Origin of the sequence: Comamonas sp. CMM02, from assembly GCF_014851485.1 — a bacterium.
Classification (GTDB): Bacteria; Pseudomonadota; Gammaproteobacteria; order Burkholderiales; family Burkholderiaceae_C; genus Comamonas; species Comamonas avium.
The window spans coordinates 1-21,348 of sequence record NZ_JACUZW010000001.1 but is presented as its reverse complement, the minus strand read 5'-3'; the positions used below and the strand labels follow the sequence as shown (position 1 = coordinate 21,348).

The 21,348-nt window shown below is 58.5% G+C and carries 21 protein-coding genes and 1 rRNA gene; 8 read left to right on the top strand and 14 right to left on the bottom strand.

Annotated elements, in window-relative coordinates; genetic code table 11:
* Positions 1 to 32 precede the first annotated feature (32 nt).
* From rbsD to IB213_RS00050, 13 genes are all read right to left on the bottom strand, one after another.
* Positions 33 to 431, bottom strand: a complete 399-nt coding sequence (gene rbsD, locus IB213_RS00110) for a D-ribose pyranase (protein ID WP_192405012.1) — start codon at positions 429 to 431, stop codon at positions 33 to 35.
* On the bottom strand, positions 428 to 1,342 hold the full coding sequence (gene rbsK, locus IB213_RS00105) for a ribokinase (protein ID WP_191722331.1): 915 nt from the start codon (positions 1,340 to 1,342) through the stop codon (positions 428 to 430). The genes rbsD and rbsK overlap by 4 nt, the downstream gene beginning before the upstream one ends.
* A 25-nt stretch (positions 1,343 to 1,367) precedes the next feature.
* Complete coding sequence (locus IB213_RS00100; protein WP_192405011.1) at positions 1,368 to 2,357, bottom strand: ABC transporter permease; 990 nt, start codon at positions 2,355 to 2,357, stop codon at positions 1,368 to 1,370.
* A gap of 20 nt (positions 2,358 to 2,377) precedes the next feature.
* Complete coding sequence (locus tag IB213_RS00095) at positions 2,378 to 3,949, bottom strand: sugar ABC transporter ATP-binding protein (RefSeq protein ID WP_192405010.1); 1,572 nt, start codon at positions 3,947 to 3,949, stop codon at positions 2,378 to 2,380.
* A gap of 11 nt (positions 3,950 to 3,960) precedes the next feature.
* Positions 3,961 to 4,905: a sugar ABC transporter substrate-binding protein gene (locus IB213_RS00090; RefSeq protein WP_191722328.1), complete on the bottom strand. Its 945-nt coding sequence runs from the start codon at positions 4,903 to 4,905 to the stop codon at positions 3,961 to 3,963.
* 174 nt (positions 4,906 to 5,079) lie between these two features.
* Positions 5,080 to 6,657, bottom strand: a complete 1,578-nt coding sequence (locus tag IB213_RS00085) for an RNA polymerase factor sigma-54 (protein ID WP_192405009.1) — start codon at positions 6,655 to 6,657, stop codon at positions 5,080 to 5,082.
* A 54-nt stretch (positions 6,658 to 6,711) separates the two neighbouring features.
* A complete protein-coding gene (gene lptB, locus IB213_RS00080) occupies positions 6,712 to 7,482 on the bottom strand; it encodes an LPS export ABC transporter ATP-binding protein (protein WP_192405008.1) in 771 nt (256 codons plus the stop codon).
* Positions 7,482 to 8,123, bottom strand: coding sequence for a lipopolysaccharide transport periplasmic protein LptA (gene lptA, locus IB213_RS00075; protein ID WP_191722325.1), 642 nt, complete (start codon positions 8,121 to 8,123; stop codon positions 7,482 to 7,484). Before lptA ends, lptB begins: the two co-directional genes overlap by 1 nt.
* Before the next feature lie 116 nt (positions 8,124 to 8,239).
* On the bottom strand, positions 8,240 to 8,887 hold the full coding sequence (locus tag IB213_RS00070; RefSeq protein ID WP_192405007.1) for a thiol:disulfide interchange protein DsbA/DsbL: 648 nt from the start codon (positions 8,885 to 8,887) through the stop codon (positions 8,240 to 8,242).
* A 55-nt stretch (positions 8,888 to 8,942) separates the two neighbouring features.
* Positions 8,943 to 9,581: an SPOR domain-containing protein gene (locus IB213_RS00065; RefSeq protein ID WP_191722323.1), complete on the bottom strand. Its 639-nt coding sequence runs from the start codon at positions 9,579 to 9,581 to the stop codon at positions 8,943 to 8,945.
* Between the two features lie 32 nt (positions 9,582 to 9,613).
* Positions 9,614 to 11,323 (bottom strand): arginine--tRNA ligase, encoded by a 1,710-nt coding sequence (gene argS / locus IB213_RS00060; protein ID WP_192405006.1) that lies wholly within the window; start codon positions 11,321 to 11,323, stop codon positions 9,614 to 9,616.
* Positions 11,324 to 11,656: 333 nt separating this feature from the next.
* Complete coding sequence (locus IB213_RS00055) at positions 11,657 to 12,103, bottom strand: DUF2214 family protein (RefSeq protein ID WP_191722321.1); 447 nt, start codon at positions 12,101 to 12,103, stop codon at positions 11,657 to 11,659.
* Complete coding sequence (locus IB213_RS00050) at positions 12,100 to 13,032, bottom strand: LysR family transcriptional regulator (RefSeq protein WP_191722320.1); 933 nt, start codon at positions 13,030 to 13,032, stop codon at positions 12,100 to 12,102. The genes IB213_RS00055 and IB213_RS00050 overlap by 4 nt, the downstream gene beginning before the upstream one ends.
* Before the next feature lie 242 nt (positions 13,033 to 13,274).
* On the opposite strand from IB213_RS00050, the gene IB213_RS00045 reads away from it, so the two are divergent.
* The 8 genes from IB213_RS00045 (at position 13,275) to IB213_RS00010 (ending at position 21,039) form a co-directional block, all read left to right on the top strand.
* A complete protein-coding gene (locus IB213_RS00045; RefSeq protein ID WP_192405005.1) occupies positions 13,275 to 15,467 on the top strand; it encodes a malate synthase G in 2,193 nt (730 codons plus the stop codon).
* 169 nt (positions 15,468 to 15,636) lie between these two features.
* Positions 15,637 to 16,308 carry a CsgG/HfaB family protein gene (locus IB213_RS00040; RefSeq protein WP_191722318.1) on the top strand — a complete coding sequence of 224 codons (672 nt, stop codon included), beginning with the start codon at positions 15,637 to 15,639 and terminating at the stop codon, positions 16,306 to 16,308.
* 11 nt (positions 16,309 to 16,319) lie between these two features.
* A complete protein-coding gene (locus IB213_RS00035; protein WP_192405004.1) occupies positions 16,320 to 16,682 on the top strand; it encodes a DUF4810 domain-containing protein in 363 nt (120 codons plus the stop codon).
* The gene (locus tag IB213_RS00030; RefSeq protein ID WP_191722316.1) at positions 16,682 to 17,359 is read left to right on the top strand and encodes a DUF799 domain-containing protein; all 678 of its coding nucleotides are present in this window, start codon (positions 16,682 to 16,684) and stop codon (positions 17,357 to 17,359) included. The genes IB213_RS00035 and IB213_RS00030 overlap by 1 nt, the downstream gene beginning before the upstream one ends.
* 138 nt (positions 17,360 to 17,497) lie before the next feature.
* Positions 17,498 to 18,343: a ChaN family lipoprotein gene (locus IB213_RS00025; protein WP_192405003.1), complete on the top strand. Its 846-nt coding sequence runs from the start codon at positions 17,498 to 17,500 to the stop codon at positions 18,341 to 18,343.
* A gap of 102 nt (positions 18,344 to 18,445) precedes the next feature.
* Positions 18,446 to 18,658 (top strand): cysteine-rich CWC family protein, encoded by a 213-nt coding sequence (locus IB213_RS00020; RefSeq protein WP_191722314.1) that lies wholly within the window; start codon positions 18,446 to 18,448, stop codon positions 18,656 to 18,658.
* A 54-nt stretch (positions 18,659 to 18,712) separates the two neighbouring features.
* Positions 18,713 to 20,176 (top strand): DHA2 family efflux MFS transporter permease subunit, encoded by a 1,464-nt coding sequence (locus tag IB213_RS00015; protein ID WP_192405002.1) that lies wholly within the window; start codon positions 18,713 to 18,715, stop codon positions 20,174 to 20,176.
* Positions 20,177 to 20,253: 77 nt separating this feature from the next.
* The gene (locus IB213_RS00010; protein WP_191722312.1) at positions 20,254 to 21,039 is read left to right on the top strand and encodes a class II glutamine amidotransferase; all 786 of its coding nucleotides are present in this window, start codon (positions 20,254 to 20,256) and stop codon (positions 21,037 to 21,039) included.
* A gap of 186 nt (positions 21,040 to 21,225) precedes the next feature.
* Here IB213_RS00010 and rrf read toward each other — a convergent pair.
* Positions 21,226 to 21,338: ribosomal RNA gene (gene rrf / locus IB213_RS00005) — 5S ribosomal RNA — on the bottom strand.
* Positions 21,339 to 21,348: the final 10 nt, after the last annotated feature.

The following is a 21,348-nucleotide window of genomic DNA, read 5'->3' as shown; positions in this document are numbered from 1 at the left end:
CTGCGTTTTGGTTTCGCTGTAAAAAATATAGCTTAAAAAGCAACGCCCGCCACCAACATCACGTTGGAAAACGGTGTGCATTCGCCCGTGCGGATGACCGCACGCGCTTGCGCATTGCGCTGTTTGAACACCTCGTGCGCCACCTGCTCAATCGGCAACTCACGCCACACAGGGGGCAGCCAGCCGGGCAGCTCGCCTTGGTTGGCAAAGAAGGTTTCTTTGGCCAGCACCATGCGCTCCACCTGCATTTCACTCTCCAGAGCCTCCAGCACCTGGGCCAGGCTGGGCAAGCCGCGCATCAGCGCCAGATCAATGCAAGGTACACCCGCCGGTACTGGCAGGCCCGCATCACCCACCACCACCACATCGTTGTGCCCCAATTGCGCAATCAGGTGCGAGAGTGCGGCATTTAAAAGTTTGGTTTTTTTCATTGCTGTTCAACTTCCGTACGCTCAGGGATAGAGGGCTGCGCCCCTGCACGGCCAATGCACAGGCTGGCAGCGCGGATGCCCCATTGCACCGCCTGAGCCAATGTGCTGCCCTCCCCCAGACGGGTGACCATGGTGCCGAGAAAGGTGTCGCCCGCAGAAGTCGTGTCCACCACCTCAACCTTGGGCGCAGGGTGAATGCTGTGACCTGCGGCATTGACTGCCACCGCACCCTGGCTGCCCATGGTGACCACCACCTGCCGGACACCTTGCTCAACGAAATACTGGGCAGCGCGCACAGCCGTAGCTGCATCCGTCACCGCCATGGCAGACAGCTCTGCGGCTTCGTGTTCATTGACCACCAGCGTGTCAATCCATGACCACCACTGGCTGGGCACAGCTTTGACCGGCGAAGGGTTGAGCACCACTTTGCAATGGCTGTGCCGGGCCATGGCCAGTGCACGATCCAGCACCTCCAGCGGAGTTTCAAACTGCACCACCAGATAGTCGGCCTGCGCCAGCACTTCGCTGAAGCTGGCAGGCAAGTCGGCCAGTGCATTGGCGCCGGCAATGACGGCAATCCGGTTGCTGCCATCGGCCTCCACCATCACAACGGCCGATCCTGTGGCAGCACCGTCATGCACGGCCACATTGGACACGTCAACACCATCGGCTGTCAGCGCATCACGCAGCACCTCGCCATGCGCATCACGGCCCACACAGCCCACCAGCGCCACTTGGGCACCATGGCGCGCACAAGCCACCGCCTGGTTGCCACCCTTGCCGCCGGGGATGTAGCTCAGGCCCTGGGCATGCACCGTTTCACCACGCTCAGGCATGCGCGCAAGGCGCAGCACCACATCCATATTCAAGCTGCCCAGCACCACAATGCGGGTCTTGGAAGATTGCGTCATCACCAAATCTCTCGTCTGCCCGGGATTAATGCTTGCGCTGACTGCGGCGCTGGCGAATGGTATCGACCACCACTGCCACCACAATCACGGCACCTGTAATGATGCGCTTGCTGGGTTCGCTGGCACCGATTTGTGCCAGCCCAGCTTCCAGCACCGCAATGATCAACACCCCAAAGAAGGTAGTGACCACGGAGCCACGCCCGCCCATCAAACTGGTGCCGCCAATCACGACCGCTGCAATCACTTGCAGCTCCATGCCAGAGCCCGCATTCGGGTCGGCCGCTTCCAGTCGCGCCGATTGCATCAGACCTGCCAATGCGGCCAAAAAGCCCATGGCTGCAAACACGGCAATGCGCACGGGTCTGGGGTCGACACCGGCCAAACGCATGGCCTCTTCATTGGTGCCAATGCCTACGACGTAGCGGCCAAACACGGTGCGGCTGAGCACCAGCTGGCCAATGATCACCACGCAGATGGCGATAAAAAATGAGGCCGACAGCCCACCCAGCCACGGAGCGGCCAAGCCGCCCATGGCGTCACCCACGTACTGGGTGCGTGAATCGGTCACCAGATAAGCACCACCGCGCACCGCCTCCAGCATGCCCAACGAGACGATGAAGCTGGGCAGTTGCCATGCCACCGAGATACCCCCGGTGATCGCGCCACAGACCACACCCACCATCAGGCCCAGCGCAGCAGCCCCCCAGACTCCCCACTCCCATTGCAGCATGGCTGCGGCCGCAGCCGCCGCGCTCAGCGCCAGCACAGAGCCCACCGACAGATCAATGCCCGCAATGATCAAGATAAAAGTCATGCCCACGGCCATCACAGCCAGCGCAGGGATTTCGTTGGCAATGGACAGCAGCGTGTCCTGGGTGAGAAAGTAGTCCGACATGGAGCTGAACAGCGCCACCATGGCGATCAGCACCACAAGCAAACCGAGGTAGGTGCCAATTTCCTGGCGCCATGGGCTACACGCTGCAGCCGGGGTGGAGATAGAAGTAGAGGAAGACATTGGGTGAGGTAAGTATTGTTTTAGGCGGCAGCCGTTGCGGGCACTTGTGCAGTGACGTCACCAAACGCCGCGGCGAGCAAGGCTTGCTGGCTCCACGCTCCGCGCTCAAAGGTAGCCACAATGCGGCCCTGGTACATGACGGCAATGCGGTCGCACAGCTCCATGAGCTCCCGCAGGTCACTGGAGACCACCATCACTGCTTTGCCCTGGTGGGTCATGGTGTTGATCTCGGCGTACAGATCAGCGCGAGCACCCACATCGACACCACGCGTGGGCTCGTCCAGCAAGACCACGGGGCAGTCCCGGTGCAGCCAGCGCGCAAAGATCACCTTTTGCTGGTTGCCGCCGCTCAAGGTGCCCACCGGCTGTTCCGCATTGACCGCGCGCACACGCAAGCGCTGCACCATCTGCTTGGCCAGTTGTGCTTCGCGTGAGCGATTGAGCCAGCCGCCACCGGAAACCGAGCCCAGATGGCTCAGCGAGGTATTCACGCGAATCGACTGGGGCAACAGCAAGCCCTGTGCTTTACGGTCCTCGGTAATCAGGCCAATACCTGCGCGCACCGCCTGCATGGGGCTGCGCCAGTTGGGAGTGACTGTTTGGGGCTGTTGATCGGGGTGCTGACCAGTCAGCTCAATACTTCCGGTATCGGCTTTGTCAGCACCGTACAGCAGCCGCATCAGCTCTGTACGGCCCGCGCCCACCAAGCCAGCCACACCCAGCACTTCGCCCGCGTGCAGCTCCAGACTCACATCCTTGACCACATCACCGCGTGACATGTTCTCTGCGCGCATCAGCACAGGGCCGGCCTTGCGCCGGGGTTTGTCGTCCAGCGTTTCCACATGGCGGCCCACCATGCGCTCCACCAAGGTAGCTTCCGACAGGCCTTGCATGGGAAGGACATCCACCAGACGACCATCGCGCAGCACGGCAGCGCGCTCGGCCACGCGCTGCAGCTCTTCCAGACGGTGCGAGACGTAAATCAGCGCCACGCCCTGTGCCTTCATCAGATCAATTTGCTTGAACAGATGCTCAATTTCATTGGCCGTCAGCATGGCTGTGGGCTCATCCAGCACCAGCACACGGTTGCCATCGCGCAGATTGCGGGCGATTTCCACCATCTGCTGCATGCCAATGCCCAGCTCGGACACCTGGGTGCGCGGATCAATGTGATTGAGCCCCATTTTGGCCAGTTGCTCGCGCGCCAGCTCGTTCAAGCGACGGTGATCAACCACGCCCCAGCGGTGCGGCAATCGATCCAGCAGCAAGTTCTCAGCCACGCTGAGCGTATTCACCAACCCCAGCTCCTGCAGCACCATGCGCACACCTTGCCGCTCCGCATCGGCGCGCGAGGCGGGAGCAAAAGGCTGACCCATCAAGGTCATCTGCCCACGAGTTGCAGTCACCAGGCCGCACATGATCTTGGAGCAGGTGCTTTTTCCTGCCCCGTTTTCACCGGTCAGTGCCAGCACTTCACCCGCCCGCAGGTCAAGACTCACACCATCCAGCACCGTGCTGCTGCCGTAGTCTTTGCCAATGCCTTCCAGGCGCATGACCACGCTGCCACGGTCTGCAGGAGTTGGGAATGCCATGAAAGCCGCCCTTACTTGGTGACCAGCACCACGTCGGTTTTCACCTCAACGGGAAGCTGTGCCTGCGGCGTTTTATCTTTGATGGCCTTCAAGGCCACATCAATCCCAAACGCGGCCTGTTTGGCTGCAAACTGGTCTGCCGTGGCCAGCACGCGGCCATCCTTGAGCATGGGTTTAATGGCCTGGATGTTGTCGTAACCGACAACCAGCACCTTGCCCGTCTTGCCTGCCGCACGCACCGCAGCCACAGCGCCCAGGGCCATGGAGTCATTACCCGCCAGCAATGCCTTCAGGTCTGGGTTCTCTCGCATCATGCCAGCCGCAACAGTGTTGCCATTGGCAATTTCCCAATTACCGGACTGCACGCCCACGATGCTCATCTTGGCAGCATCCATGGCATCTTTAAAGCCTGCAGTGCGCTGCTGTGCGTTGGTGGTGGTAGAGACGCCTTCAATGATGCCGACCTTGTCACCCGCCTTCAGCTCCTTGGCCAGACGCTCGCCCACCAGCTTGGCACCCAGGCGGTTGTCAGGTCCCACAAAAGGAATGTTCAGGTTCTTTTCCTTCAGGGCTTCAGGGTCCAGGCGGTTGTCGATATTCACAACAATCACACCCTTGTCCACTGCATTTTTCAGCACTGGCACCAGCGCCTTGGAGTCAGCAGGCGCAATCACGATGGCCTGCGCCTTTTGCGCCACCATTTGCTCAACCATCTTGATCTGCGCGGCGGTATCGGTTTCGTTCTTGATACCGTTGCTCACCAGCACATAATTTTTATGTTCTTTGTTGTGCGCCTTGGCACCGTCTTCCATGGTGCGGAAAAACTCATTGGCCAGCGACTTCATGACCAGCGCCACCTTGGGCTTTTCTTCGGCATGGGCCACAGGCGCAATAGCGCCCAAAGCGGCCAAAGTGGCGGCCCCAATGGCCAAAAGGGTGTGACGACGTTGCTGCATGGTGGTTCTCCGAGCGCGCTGCGCGCTCAACTGGTTAACACAAGCTGGGAAAACAAAAGCGCCGCCCACAGGCAGCGCATTTTGATTCAACTCGCGCGATTCTATCGAGCGCTAGCAAGCTTAGCTAAACAGTAAGCACAAACCAACACAGGCGCAACGGGATGCTCCCCCGGCTTACAGCGCTTTGCGCAAATTTGCTGGCGCAATCTTCAGCGCCTCTCGGTATTTGGCCACCGTGCGGCGTGCGCACTCAATGCCCTGCTCCTTGAGCATCTCGGCAATCTGGCTGTCAGACAGCGGTTTTTTGGTGCTCTCCGCCGACACGAACTGCTTGATCAACGCCCGCACCGCCGTACTGGAGGCGTTGCCCCCCGTTTCCGTGCCCAGACCCGAGCCAAAGAAATACTTCAGCTCATACGTGCCATGGGGGGTGGACATGTATTTGGCCGTGGTCACGCGGCTGATGGTCGATTCATGCAGCCCCAGCTCATCGGCAATGTCCCGCAGCACCAAGGGGCGCATGGCCAGCTCGCCATGCACAAAGAAGTTCTTCTGCCTATCCACAATCGCTTTGGACACCCGCAAGATGGTGTCAAAACGCTGCTGCACATTCTTGATAAACCAGCGCGCCTCCTGCAGACGCTGCTGCAGCCCAGCATGCCCCTCGCTGCCCTTGTGGCTGCGCAGTGCCCCGGCATAGATGTCATGCACACGCAGGCGGGGCATGACATCGGGGTTGAGTTGAACACTGAACTGAGCCATGCCATCAGCCCCGCGGCGCGCGACTTTCTTGACGATGACATCGGGCACCACCACGTTGCGCTCCACATTCACAAAGCGACGCCCAGGCTTAGGTTCTAGCCGTGCAATTGCCCCCAGCGCAGCGCGCACCTTGGCTTCAGGCAGACCGCAGGCCTGCATGAGTTTGCGAACATCGCGCCGAGCCAGCAGCTCCAAGGGCTGCGCGCACAACTGCAGCGCCATATCGATCAGGTCGGTGTCACCACCTTGGTGGCGCAGGTGCTGAAGCTGCAGGCGCAGGCACTCTGACAATCCACGTGCGCCCACGCCCACAGGCTCCAGGGATTGCAACAAACCCAGAGCAACGGTAAAGCGGTGCACCAGTTCTTCTAACTGCTCCAGATCCGAGGGGCCTGCCAGACCCAGAGCCAGCTCTTCCAGTGAATCTTCAAGATACCCATCGTCGTTAAGGTTTTCAATCAGAAAACGCAGCGCGTACCGATCCAGCTCGGACAAACGCAGGGACAGCGACTGCTGGAGCAGAAAGTCTGTCAAAGACTCATGGGTGCCTGCCAGCTCCAACGCGGTGGGCGCATCGTCATCATCGCGGGTGCCGCGAGGCAGGGCATCGCCACCCCACTCGCTGTCCTCGAACGCCATGTCCACACTGCCATCGCCTTCCCAATCGCTAGGAAGATCATTTTCAGAGGCGGAAGCATCTTGATCTTTTTGTCCATCAGCGCCTGCTGCGCCTGCACTATCCGATATGGAGTATTGCGCCTCATCTGCCGCATGTGCATCGTATTCAGGTGCTGCATCAACGCTGGCTACACCAAATTCTTCAGAAGGGGCATCCTCATTGGCCACCTCAAGAAAGGGATTCTCGTCGAGCATTTGCTCGACTTCTTGGGAAAGCTCCAGCGTAGATAGCTGCAAGAGGCGGATGGACTGCTGCAGTTGTGGCGTCAGCGCTAAATTCTGTGAGACCCGCAGTGACAAACCTGGCTTCAACGCTGTACCCCTCTTTCGACCCTTGTTGTTTTTCCTGAAAACTGCCGTAGAGGGCTACATCCTGAAGTGTTCGCCGAGGTAGACCCGTCTGACATCCGGGTTCTCGACGATTTCCTGTGGCGTTCCCTGCGCCAGTACTGTGCCATCACTGATGATGAAAGCGTGGTCACAGATACCCAGTGTTTCACGCACGTTGTGATCGGTAATCAGCACACCGATGCCGCGTTCCTTCAAAAAACCAATGATGCGTTGAATTTCAATGACGGCGATCGGATCGATGCCGGCAAAAGGCTCGTCGAGCAAGATGAAGCGCGGGTTAGTGGCCAAAGCGCGGGCGATCTCCACGCGGCGGCGTTCCCCCCCAGACAGCGCCAACGAAGGCGATTTGCGCAGATGGTCCACGCGCAGCTCTTGCAGCAAGGACGTCAGCTGTTTTTCAATCTCATCTCTGGACAAAGACTGGCCCGCATCATTTTTTTGCAGCTCCAGCACCGCGCGCACGTTGTCTTCCACATTCAATTTGCGAAAGATGGAAGCTTCTTGCGGCAGGTACGACAAGCCCAGGCGCGAGCGCTGGTGAATGGGCATGCTGCCCACGGAATGACCATCGATGAATACATCTCCACCATCGCTGCGCACCAGGCCTACGATCATGTAAAACGAAGTGGTCTTGCCTGCACCATTGGGGCCGAGCAAACCCACCACTTCACCTTTTTGCACAGTCATTGACACATCTTTCACCACCTTGCGGCTGCCATACGACTTGGCCAGGTGTCGGGCTTCCAGCTTGCTGGAGACCACAGTGTCCGGGGTGTTCTCAGCCATTACTTGCCTTGTAGATTCAAATTACCAGAAGGCTGCAAGGGCTGTGCAGGCACGGGGGCAGAAGGGCTCGCACTGGGCGCTGCCTTGGGTGCCAGGATGGCACGCACACGGCCGCCAGAACCGGCTGGTGCTGACGACGGCTCGTTGGTGCGCTTTTCGCCATCCACAGTGAACACATCTGTCAGATTGTTATAGGTAATGACGCTGCCCATGATGTCATCACTGAGCTTACCGCCCGTATAACGGCGCAACTGGCCACGGCGAATCAGCTTCACATCATCGGTCTTGCCGTTGTACTCAATGATTTCGCCTTCACCCTCGACCACTTCATCGGGGGCACCGGGAGCCGTATCGCGCTTTTGACGGAAGTAGGCGCGCTTGCCCGCTTCAGCCTTCACCACCCCATGCTGATAGCCCTGCGCATCCTGGCGCACATCCAGCTGCGCACCGCGCAACACAATGGTCCCCTTGGTCATGACCACATTGCCGGTGAATACGCTGGTCTGCGTCAATTCATCGTGGCGCAGTGCGTCCGACTCAATGTTCATGGGCTTGTCGCGATCCGCACGCTCAGCATGCGCTACGCCTGCAGCCCCCGCAAGGGCCGTCAACAAGAGGCAGGTGATGAATTTTGATGTCATGGGCAGGGCACGTTTCTTGCAGCACATTGTAGTCACGCATCCTCGTTTTCCATTAAAAAGCCCGCACAAGGCGGGCTGTCGATGTAGCAAAGAGCTGGAAAAGCCGGCCCTGACCATTACGCCTTGGCGCTTTGTGCCACCAGATATTCCACCACACGCAGCACGTTGGGCATGCTGCCCGCACGAGGACCGTCGGTGTAGTAGCGGCCAGCCACACCCATGGAAGGCACGCCCTCCACATCGTAGGCCTGCTGCAGCTGCGTGGCCTTGCGCACCTGGCTGGACACGTTAAAGGAGTTGTAGACCTCCTTGAACTTGTTCACATCCACGCCTTGCTTGGCCACCCAGTTGAAAATATCTTCATCTTTTGCCAGCTTATTGCGCTCCACATGGATGGCGTGGAACACCTTCACGTGCATGGCGTCAAAGTTATCCATGGACTGCAGCGCGAAATACAGCTTTTGCTGCGGCACAAAACTGGCATTGAACGCCACAGGCACGCGACGCACCACAACGTTCGCTGGTGCTTTTTGCTTCCAGGCCGCAAACGTCGGTTCAAACACATTGCAATGGGGGCAGCTGTACCAGAAAAACTCCACCACTTCGATCTTGCCAGCAGGCGCATCGACAGGCGCTGGCTTGGACAAGCGCAGGTATTCCTTACCCTCTTGAGGCGCAGCTTGCTGCGCCAGTGCGGAGTTGGCTCCAAAAGCCATGGAAGTAGCAGCAGTAGCTGCAGCCAAAGAGAACTGGCGGCGTTGCATCAAAAAGGCTCCTTAAGGAAATATGGGAAGTCAGAGCTTAGAAAACTCAAAAAGTTCACTGCTGCACACGCACCAGTGCGGAGTCAACGCCTGCACCATCGAGCTTTTGCTTGAGCTGCTCAGCATCACCGCGCTTGGTGAAAGGCCCCACACGCACGCGAAACACTGGGCGGCCGTTTTGCTCACGCTCGCTGATACGCGCTTCCCAGCCAAGCATGGCCAATTTGGCACGCTGGGCATCTGCATCGGCCTGTGTGCGAAATGCACCTGCTTGCACAAAGTAACTAAAGCCATCCGCAGCAGCAGGGGCTGCGCTGGCGGCCTTAGCTTCTGCGGCGACCTTCGCTTCTGACGCTTTGACCTGCGCCTTCGCCAAATCTCCCAGCGGATCTGCTGATGCCGCAGGCGGCTGTGCCACGGGGTCGATGACCGGTGCTGCGGTGGTAGCGCCCGGCTCTGTCGCCGGTGCTGGCGGCGCGTTGCGCGAAGGAGTGCTACCGTACAGTGGCGAATTCGGGTCCCAGTTACGGTTACGCTCGCTCTCGCTGGCCTCGGTATTGCGCTGGTCACCCTTATTGAGGAAAGGTACAGGCACCTTGGTGACGTACACCGCCACGCCCAGCGCAATGCCTAACCCCAAAATCAGGCCGATGATGAGACCGAGGATCGTTCCACCTCGCTGCTGCTTAACCATAAAACCGCCTGTCACGTTACTTGTAGTATTTCTCACATGCGCTCAGGTGCGCTCACACCCAGCACAGCCAAGCCATTGTGCAGCACCTGCGCCGTAGCAGCGACCAGTGCCAGACGGGCCAGTTTGACTGACTCGTCGTCCACCAGAATACGCTCTGCGTCGTAGTAGCTGTGGTAGGCGGAAGCCAAATCACGCAGGTAGAAAGTGACGTCATGCGGTGCGTTGCCATTGGCAGCTGCCGTCAGCATTTCGGGGTACTTGGCCAGCAGCAGCATCAAGGCCTGAGCCTGTGAGCCCTGCAGCGCAGACAAATCCACGCCTTGCAAAGCGGCCAGACCAGCGCCACCGCTTTCCTGCCAGCTACGCAGTACCGACTGGATGCGGGCATGCGCGTACTGCACATAGAACACCGGGTTGTCATTGTTCTGCGCCACGGCCAGGTCCACATCAAAGGTGTACTCTGTATCGGGCTTGCGGCTCAGCAGGAAAAAGCGCACAGCATCCTTGCTCGTCCACTCAATCAGGTCACGCAGCGTCACGTACGAACCCGCACGTTTACTGATTTTGACCTCTTCGCCCCCTTTGACCACGCGCACCATGGTGTGCAGTACATAGTCAGGGTAGCCCTTTGGAATTCCCACATTGACGGCCTGCAGCCCCGCGCGTACGCGGGCAATGGTGCCGTGGTGGTCGGTCCCCTGAATGTTTACGGCCTTGCCGTAGCCACGCAGGAACTTTTGCGTGTGATAGGCCACATCAGGCAGGAAGTAGGTATAGGTGCCATCGGACTTGCGCATCACGCGGTCCTTGTCATCCCCAAAATCGGTGGTGCGCAGCCACAGCGCGCCATCCAGCTCATAGGTATGGCCGCTGGCAATCAGGCGTTGTACGGTTTCGTCCACATGGCCGTTTTCGTACAGACTGGACTCAAGATAATACTCATCAAACTTTAGGTTGAAGGCCAGCAAGTCCTTGTCCTGCTCGTTGCGCAGGTAGGCAACCGCAAAGTTACGGATGTTGTCGTAATCCTCAACATCACCATTGGCGGTGAACGCGCGGTCATCGGCCTTCACGGTTTCCTTGTTCAGGAACGCCTGGGCAATATCAGCGATGTAGTCGCCGTTGTAGAAATTCTTGGCCAGCGGATTTTCGCTGTCGGTGGGCCAGCAGTCGTCGCCTGGCTTGAAGCCCTTGGCACGCAATTGCGTGCTCTTGGTCAGCGTGTCGATCTGTACGCCCGCGTCGTTGTAGTAGTACTCGCGGTGCACCTTCCAGCCTTGGGTGGTGTACAGGTTGCTGATGGCATCGCCAATTGCCGCCTGACGACCATGGCCCACATGCAGCGGCCCGGTGGGGTTGGCAGAAACGAACTCCACAACGATCTTCTCACCACGGGCCGTCTGGTGACCAAATTGGTCCGCCTGCCCCAGCACTTCACGCACAACTTCCTGCTTGGCTGCAGGTTTGAGACGAATGTTCAAAAAGCCGGGACCCGCAATCTCGATCGCATCCACCCATTTCTGAAAATCCTGGGTGGCCTCCAGCGCGGCCTTGAGCTGTTCACCCAAAGCACGGGGGTTGGCCTTCAGGGGCTTGGCCAGTTGCATGGCTGCCGTACAGGCGAGGTCGCCATGGGCTGCCACCTTGGGGTTTTCAAACGCAGCGCGCGCACCAGCGCCGGGCGACAATTTTTCGAGCTCAGCAGCCAGGGCCGCGAGCAAATCCTGTTTGACGGAAAGCATCGGGCGATTTTACGTGCCACATCGCTTTGTGCAGATAGACCGGCCAAGCAATGCCATGGGCGTTGTCGCGCCAGTGCTGCAGTCAGTGTGCCTGCACAGTCAAAAATTTATATAGAAAACACTTCTGGTGCTTATTTTTATTAGATAGAGCGCTATTATTTTTAAAAAAACAATTCACCCTAATTCTGGTCTATGCCCACACACCAGCTGCACGATCGCATCCCCATCAACGCCAGGGGAAGGATAGCGACCGCGCTTATTCATATCTAAACCTGGTGAAGGCCAGCCCCTCTGCCGGCTTGTGCACAGCTGATACAAGAGCCGACTTGGCGCTCACATGCCCCGCGCCCAATACACAGCAACCACGGCAATGACCGGAATGATGTGCGCCTGCACCATGATCCACTGACGTGCTGACTTGATGGCGGCCTCAGCAGGCAGCGCACCCGTGGCATTGAGGGTTTTGAGCCAACGACGAATCGTGAACGTGGGCCGCAGCGATATCAGCGCAGTGATAAAGAACAGCGTCATCTTGACGTGAAACAGCGGCTGCGAGACATACCACGTCAAACCCTTGGCACCCCAGACAATGCGCGCAATCCCAGTGAGCAGCAGCACCAGCGCCGTGATGCCATAAATCATGTCCAGCCTGGCCAGGCGGCGCACCACCGCCTCATTCATCCACTCGGAGCGGCACAAGGCGGCCTCGCTCGACAGGAAAACCACCAGGGTCAAAATAGCCACTATGTGCAGGCTGGCCAGAAATGCTTCGAGAGTCATCGTGCGACACCTTTGCTCCAAAACTCGGGGCGTTCATACTGCCCCTTGAGATAGTCCATCCACAAACGCAGGCGCAATGTCATGTGCTTGCGCTGTGGAAACACCAAGTAAATACCGTTGGGTGGCGCAGCAAAGTCAGCCAAAACCTCCACCAAACGACCTGCGGCAATTTCAGCCTCCACTTCCCACGTGCTGCGCCATGCAATACCCCAGCCACCGAGGCACCAATCATGCAGTACCTGCCCATCTGAACAATCAAGTGGCCCCGCAGGTTTGAAGTGCACCACCTCTGTGCCGCCATCGCGGCTGGGTAGGCGAAAGGCCCAGCCCCGGGTCTGTGATGCATCGCTGGACAGCGTCAGGCAGCGGTGCTGTGCCAGCTCAGACGGGTGTTTGGGCATGCCATGGCTTTGCAAATACGCGGGCGTGGCCACACACAGACGCCGGTTATCAGCCATGCGCACGCTGATCAGCGATGAATCGGGTAAATCTCCCACGCGCACCGCGCAGTCATATCCTTCACCCGCCAGGTCCACCACACGGTCGCTCAGGTTCAGCGAGATGGTCACATCCGGGTGCAAATCATGAAACAACGGCACTAGCGATGCCACATGACGGCGACCAAAGCCAGCAGGAGCAGTCAGACGCAAATGCCCCGTCGCCTTGATGCCACCGGCCGAAACACTCGCTTCGGCATTCGATACATCGGCCAGCAAGCGCTGGCAGTCTTCCAGAAAGGCACTGCCTTCGTGTGTCAGGCTGATGCGCCGCGTGGTGCGTACCATGAGCTTGACACCCAGATGAGCTTCCAGCGCATCCAGACGGCGGCCCATGATCGCCGGGGCCACACCTTCTGCCTTGGCGGCGGCCGTCAAACTGCCGCGGGTGGCAACAGAGACAAAGGATTCGAAAGCTTTGAGTTTGTCCATAGTCCCAAAGATTTATGCATCGAATTAAATGCTGGCACTTACTGCACAAGCGTCAGCAGCTATTTTTTATGTAGCACGGCATCGTTGCGCATCGATGACAGTGTTGCCCACTTTTGCGTAAAAGTCATCAGTTTAGAGCTTTTTGCGCGATTTATTAACCCTTAGCTTTGCAATACAGTGGTGTGCGAGGCTGCATCACTTTGAGATGCCACGATTTTTCAATGATCCAAGGGGACCACACCATGACCGCACGCACCCAAGTCCATGGACTGCAAGTTGCCAACGAGCTGCATACCTTCATCAACGAACAGGTTCTGCCCGGCACGGGCGTTGACGCTGCCACGTTCTGGAAGGGCTTTGATGCACTCGTGGCCGATCTGGCCCCCAAGAATGCCGCCCTGCTGGCCGAGCGTGACCGCCTGCAGAGCGAACTGGACACCTGGCACAAAGCCAACCCCGGCCCCATCACCAACATGGCGGGTTACCAGCAGTTTCTGACGCAAATTGGCTACCTGGTCGAGCAACCCAAGGACGCCAAGGCCACCACCGAAAACGTCGACGCCGAGCTGGCCACCATGGCCGGCCCTCAGCTGGTAGTGCCAATTTTGAATGCCCGCTACGCATTGAACGCAGCGAACGCCCGTTGGGGCTCTTTGTATGACGCGCTCTACGGCACCGATGCCATCAGCGAAGACGGCGGCGCTGAAAAGGGCAAGGGCTACAACCCCGTGCGCGGCGCCAAAGTGATTGAGTTTGCGCGCCACTTCCTGGATCAGGCTGCGCCACTTGCTACAGGCTCGCACAAGGATTCCACTGGCTACAAGGTCGACGGTGGCAAACTGGTAGTCACTCTGAAAGATGGCAGCGCAACTGGGCTGAAAGAGGCTGACAAGTTCATCGGTTACCAGGGCGATGCCACGGCACCCACCTCGGTACTGCTCAAGAACCACGGCTTGCACATCGACATCATCGTCAACCCCGCAACCCCCATTGGCCAGTCCGATGCCGCTGGCGTAGCCGATGTGGTGGTGGAAGCCGCCGTGTCCACCATTCTGGATCTGGAAGACTCTGTTGCCGCGGTGGATGCCGAAGACAAGGTGCTGGGCTACAGCAACTGGCTGGGCATTTTGAAGGGCACGCTGACCGAATCGTTCGAAAAGGGCGGAAAAACCCTGACCCGTGGCCTGAACGGTGACCGCAGCTACACAGGCGCCGATGGCCAGAGCGTCAAGCTGCATGGCCGCTCGCTGATGTTCCTGCGCAATGTGGGCCATCTGATGACCAACCCCGCTGTTCTGTGGGGCGAGCAACGCAAAGAAATCCCCGAAGGCATTCTGGATGCCATGGTCACCACCACCATCGCTATCCACGACCTCAAAGGTCTGGGTGCCAACGGCATCAAGAACAGCCGCACTGGCAGCGTCTACATCGTCAAGCCCAAGATGCACGGCCCTGTCGAGGTCGCATTTGCCAACGAACTGTTTGGCCGTGTTGAACAGGTGCTGGGCCTGAAAGAAAACACCGTCAAGCTAGGCATCATGGACGAAGAGCGCCGCACCTCCGTCAACCTGAAGGCCGCCATTGCCGCCGCCCCTGCGCGCGTGGCGTTCATCAACACCGGTTTCCTGGACCGTACCGGCGACGAGATGCATACCGCCATGCAAGCCGGCCCCATGGTGCGAAAGGGCGACATGAAGACCAGCGCCTGGCTGCAAGCCTACGAAAAGAGCAACGTCTTGGTCGGCCTGACCATGGGCCTGCGCGGCCGCGCCCAGATCGGCAAGGGCATGTGGGCCATGCCCGACCTGATGAAGGCCATGCTGGAGCAAAAAATTGCCCACCCCAAGGCCGGAGCCAATACAGCCTGGGTACCCTCACCTACAGGCGCCACGCTGCACGCACTGCACTACCACCAGGTCAATGTGGCCGATGTGCAAAAGGAGTTGGAAAAAACCAATGCAGACACCGAGCGCGCCAACATCCTGGCGGATCTGCTGCAGATTCCCGTTGCCAAAGACCCCAAGTGGACCGACGCCGAAAAACAGCAAGAGCTGGACAATAACGTGCAAGGCATTCTGGGCTACGTGGTGCGCTGGGTGGACGCTGGCGTGGGCTGCTCCAAAGTGCCGGACATTCACAACGTAGGCCTGATGGAAGACCGTGCCACGCTGCGTATCTCCAGCCAGCACATTGCCAACTGGCTGCTTCACAGCATCGTCACCGAACAGCAGGTACGCGACACTTTCGCCCGCATGGCCAAGGTGGTGGACGGCCAGAACGCCGGCGATGCCAGCTACAAGAGTCTGGCCGCCAACCCCAACGGTGCAGCCATGCAGGCCGCACTGGATCTGGTGTTCAAAGGCAAAGAGCAGCCTTCCGGCTACACCGAGCCACTGCTGCACGCATGGCGCTTGAAAGTAAAGGCCGGCGCTTAACTCCAACCAAGCTGCTGACGCCAGCCGTACATGTGCCAGCAGCAGGCTTGACCTACAACAAAAGACACCTCCGGGTGTCTTTTTTTATTGAGAACTACTTTCATTTGCAAGTTGCACGAGGGATTTGTGGTTACAGTTTCAAGCTTTGTCTCAACGCCACTGACCTCCCATGCGCCTGCTTGTTTCTGCCTCCGCCCTGGCGATTTCCGCCCCCCTGTTGCTGTCTGGCTGTGCCACGGAAAGCTCCCAATCGCTGAGCGTTGCGCAAACACAAGCGGCCACACGCAGCTACCAAGGCCCCCGTACACCCATCGCGGTGGGAAAGTTTGACAACCGTTCCAGCTATTTGCGCGGTGCGTTCTCTGATGGTGTCGACCGTCTGGGCAGCCAGGCCAAAACCATTTTGATGGGCCACCTGCAGCAAACCAATCGCTTCACCGTTCTGGACCGCGACAACATGGCTGAAATCAAGCAAGAAGCCACCATCCAGGGCACCGCACAGCAACTCAAAGGTGCCGACTACGTTGTCACCGGCGATGTGACAGAGTTTGGCCGCAAAGAAACCGGAGACAGGCAACTGTTTGGTGTGTTGGGCCGTGGCAAGACACAAACTGCCTATGCCAAGGTGACGCTGAACATCGTCAACATTCGTACTTCGGAAGTCGTGCGTTCGGTGCAAGGTGCTGGTGAGTACCAGCTGTCCAACCGAGAAATTGTGGGCTTTGGCGGCACTGCCAGCTATGACTCCACCCTCAACGGCAAGGTCTTGGATCTGGCCATCCGCGAAGCGGTTGATCGACTGGGCGAAGCCGTAGACGCTGGCGCACTCGGCAATCGTTAAGGAGCGCATCCATGTCTTCTCTTTTGATGCGCTCCTGCGTAGCGCTGGGTCTGGTCAGCGCGCTGGCTGCATGTGCTAGCGCACCTTCCACGCTGTACAGCTGGAATGGCTACAGCGATCACGTCTATAGCTACCTGAAAAGCGAAGCATCGCCCGAAGAGCAGGTACTGGCCCTGGAAAAAGGTGCCCAGGAAGCCAGCGCCAAAGGCCGTGCCCTGCCTCCTGGGTATTACGCGCACTTGGGACTGATGTACTTGAACTCTGGTCGAACCGACGAAGCACTCAGCGCCTGGTCGCAGGAAAAGGCCCACTTTCCGGAGTCCACGCCCTACATCGACTACCTCATCAACAACATGAAGAAGAACAAAAGCTGATGGCACGCCTTTCCCTCCCCTTAGCGCTGCGCTGGTTTTTGCTGGGCATCACCGCGGCCTGGCTGACAGGCTGTGCCACCACCACTGCACCTGGCAAAGACTATTCTGCCTTCCGTGCGGCCAAACCCCAGTCCATCTTGGTACTGCCTCCGTTAAACGATTCCCCGGACGTGCAGGCCACCGCCAGCGTGCTATCGCACACCACACTGCCCCTGGCAGAAGCCGGCTACTACGTAATGCCAGTGACGCTGGTGACCGAAACTTTCCGCCAAAACGGCCTGGAAATTGCGAGCGACATCCATGAGGTGGCGCCTGCCAAACTGCATGAAATCTTTGGTGCGGACACTGCGCTGTACATCAAGGTCGACAAATATGGCGTCAGCTACCAAGTCATCAACAGTGTCGCGGTCGTCAGTGTTGAGGCGCGGCTGGTTGATCTGCGTACTGGAACCAAGCTGTGGACCGGCCAAGCCTACGCGTCGAGCGACGAAGGTGGCAACAACTCTGGCGGTGGCCTGGTCGGTATGCTGGTCACAGCCTTGATCAAGCAAATCGTCAACTCCGTCTCTGACGTCTCGCACCCTGTGGCAGGCGTTGCCACCAACCGGCTCCTGGCGGTCGGCGGACGCGATGGCTTGCTCTACGGCCCACGCTCTCCGAAATACCTCAAGAACTAAACACTCTTCGGGCTTTTCCATCAGGCGCCTTCGGGTGCCTTTTTCATGCGTGGTTCTGGTGCCCCCCGCACTGCCATGAATGCCTCATCCCACGCAAAGCAGATGGTTTTCTTCACACCTGATCTAGCATAGCGACCCATGCGCATCTCTTTTTTCCTTCGCAGCCTGCTTGTCACGGGCCTAGCCAGCTTCACCCTGGGCTGCACCAGCCTGCCATCTAAGTCCGAGATCAATGCCGACCAATGGCCCAGCGTGCTGCACCGCGTGACGCCACCCCAAGTCCTGCTTTTGGGTGAGCAACACGATGCACCCGAACACCAGCAGTGGCAACACGCCACCGCGCAAAACCTGATTGCCCGCCAACAACTGGCCGCCGTTGTACTGGAAATGGCAGACCAAGGCCAGGACACCCGCAAGCTGCCACGCACAGCCACCGAACAAGAGGTACAGACAGCACTGCAATGGAACGAAAAAGGCTGGCCTTGGCAAGCATATGGCCCGGCGATCATGACCGCAGTACGCGCAGGTATTCCCGTCTTTGGCGGCAACCTGCCACGCGCAAACATGCGCCAAGTCATGCAGGACAGCGCTTGGGACAGTCACTTGCCCCCCGCAGCCTGGGAGCAACAACGCCAAGCCATTCGCAGCGGTCATTGCGATTTGTTACCCGAGAACCAAATCACACCCATGGCACGCATTCAATTGGCCAAAGATGCACGCATGGCCCAAACCATTGCGCCGCAAGTGCAGGCGGGGAAAACCGTGCTCTTGATTGCAGGGCGGGGGCACGTATTGCGCAGCATGGGCATTCCCACCTGGCTGCCAGCAGACATTTCACGCCTGATCGCCATTGGCCAAGCGGGTGGCAAGGCCCAAGCTGATCGCGCTGAGAGTGATTTCGTGGTGCGCACACCCGCACTGGCAGACAAAGACCACTGCGCTGATTTGCGCGCTCAATGGGGCCAGTCACCACCAAACAAATAGCTTGTCACACTAAGCTGGAAAGCGTTAAAAGCACTTTTCATCTAAATTTTTGCTCGCTGTGTGGCGCACTCCATTGGCGGAGTGCCCCTTACACTGCGTGCCATGTCTGCCGAGATCAACACTTCTGTTTGCCCGCTGTGCGGTCAAGCTAACCAATGCGCCGTAGCCGCAGGCTTGCCCGCGCAAGACTGCTGGTGCATGCAAACCCGCATCGCGCCACAGGTTCTGGAGCGTATTCCAGCCGCACAACGCCGCCAGTCGTGCGTATGCCCGGCCTGTGGCCAAGGCCTGTCTCCCACAGGCACGCCAAGCTGAATCCAGGCGCGTAGGCTGCAGGCCTCTTGTATTCACTTATTCGCCGAACTATCTATGCCCTTGTTCGCACCATCGCCTTCCAACGTCCTCAAAGACCGTTACGGCGAACGCTATCGCTGGCTGCTGTTGATGGCTGTGATGGTGGGTACGATCGCCTCCATCATTCCCTCCACCAGTGTGAATGTGGCAATTCCTGCCATGAGTGCGTACTTTGGTTTGGGGCAAGAGCGTGCGCAATGGATCACCTCGGCCTTCATGGTGGCCTCCACCGTCGCCATGCTGGTCACGCCCTGGCTGCTTGCACGGTTCGGCTATCGCGCCACCTATGCCGGCGCAATCAGTTTGCTGATCGTCGGCGGTATCGCTGGCGGTGTGGCCCAGCAGTTTGAGGTGCTGCTGTTTTCGCGTGTGGCCGAGGGCATTGCCGCTGGCCTCATTCAGCCTATTCCGGCCGTGATCATCCTGCACGCCTTTTTGACACATGAACAAGGGCGGGCTGGTGGCGTATTTGGCATGGGCGTGGTACTGGCCCCCGCGCTTGCGCCAGCGCTAGGCGGTTTGCTGGTGGACTGGATGGGCTGGCGCAGCACCTTTTTCATGGTGGTTCCACCTTGCTTGCTGTCGCTGTGGCTGGCATGGAAATATGTGCCCTCCTCAGCCCCCGGTGGCAACACCAGCGGCCAAGACAGCGGCAAGCTTGATATGTGGGGTCTGGCGCTGGTCAGTGCAGGCTCTCTCAGTTTGCTCAACGCACTGGTCGCTTTTCATCACAGCCACAGTCAGGCCGGCGTGTTGCTGGCCGTTGCCGTCGTGTCTTTGACAGGCTTCGTGGCATGGCAAAAACATTTGTTGCGTACAAACCGAAAACCGCTGATGGATTTACGCCTCTTTAGCTATCGCCCCTTTGTCATGGGTTGCATCGTGGCCTTCATCTACGGCACGGCCATGTTTGGCTCCACCTATTTACTGCCCGTCTTCATGCAAATGGGGCTGGGGCTTTCTGCCAGCTACGCCGGCAACTTGCTGCTGCCTGCGGGCATTGTGCTGGCCATCACCATTCCGTTGGTGGGGCGCATGGCAGACACCCAGCCCACGCACTGGCTGGTGAGCATTGGCATGTTGCTGCTGGCCGCTTCGTTTGCGTTGATGCTGTGGACAGGCCAGGACATGGCCCTGTGGGTACTTGCGGCATTCATCATCGTAGGTCGAATCGGACTGGGCTTCATCTTGCCCAGCCTGAATCTGGGCGCCATGCGGCCACTGGATAAATCACTCATCGCCCAAGGCTCCAGCACCATCAGCTTTATCCGGATGCTCGGTGGAGCCGTAGGTGTAGGCCTGTGCGGCATCGTGCTGGAGTGGCGCTTGGCAGTGCAAGCGGCCAACCCTGCCATCACGCAGGCACAAGGCCGCATCACGGCATTCCATGAAAGCTTTGTCATGCTCACCTTGCTGTGTTTAGTGGCCTTCGTCGCTGCCACGCAGCTGCGTTCACCGCCCCGTAAATCTGCTGCTTAAACCGCAGCATTGCACACAAGCAACACAAGGCGCGTTAGGCTATATCCCTTTGATTGCTTGAGACGGAATCCGCGCCCATGTGCCAGCTTTTAGGAATGAACTGCAACACCCCCACTGATGTACGCTTCAGCTTCAGTGGCTTTGCACAACGCGCGGGCAATACCGGGGATCACACTGACGGCTGGGGCATCGCATTCTTTGAAGACAAGGGACTGCGTCTCTTTGTCGACCACGAACGTGCGGTGGACTCCCCAGTCGCTCAACTGATTCGCCAATACCCCATCAAAAGCAAACACGTCATCGCCCACATTCGCAAAGCCACCCAGGGTGTGGTCAGTCTGCAAAACTGCCACCCGTTTGTGCGTGAGCTATGGGGCCGCAACTGGGTTTTTGCCCACAACGGTGACCTGAAACACTTCGCCCCCAAGCTGCACACGCACTTTCAGCCCATTGGCTCCACCGACAGTGAATTGGCCTTTTGCTGGATCATGCAAGAACTGTCGAAATCGCACGCCGGAGTGCCCAGCATTGAAGAGCTGACGATCACCCTGCAAGAGCTGGCCAGACGCATCGCTCCACACGGCACCTTCAATTTTCTACTCTCCAACGGCGAGGCACTGTGGGCGCACGCTACCACCCAGCTATTCTTTACCGAGCGCTGCCACCCCTTTGCAGCAGCCCATCTGGCCGATGAAGACTTGAGTGTAGATTTTTCCAGCGAAACCACGCCCGAGGACAAAGTCGCTGTGATTGTCACTGCACCTTTAACCAAGAACGAATGCTGGACGGCGTTCGAGCAAGGCATCGTCAATGTCTTTGTCGATGGCCGCTTGTACTTGGGGCAGCATCAAGCAAACAAATAAAAAAGGAGCGCTCTACGCGCTCCTGCATTTAGTTTTAGATAGATAACTATCTGAACTTCAATAAGAGCGCACGCAGTGCGCTCTTATTTTTTGTGATTTTGCTTTTGAGCACTAAGTACGCTTTCCCTCACCGCTAAAACAAAAACCCCTGCCTCTTGCCAAGGTCAGGGGTTTGTCACAGCAAGGGCCTGACGATGACCTGCTTTCACACGGGAGTCCGCACTATCATCGGCGCAAAGTCGTTTCACGGTCCTGTTCGGGATGGGAAGGCGTGGGACCAACTTGCTATGGTCATCAGGCATAACTGTC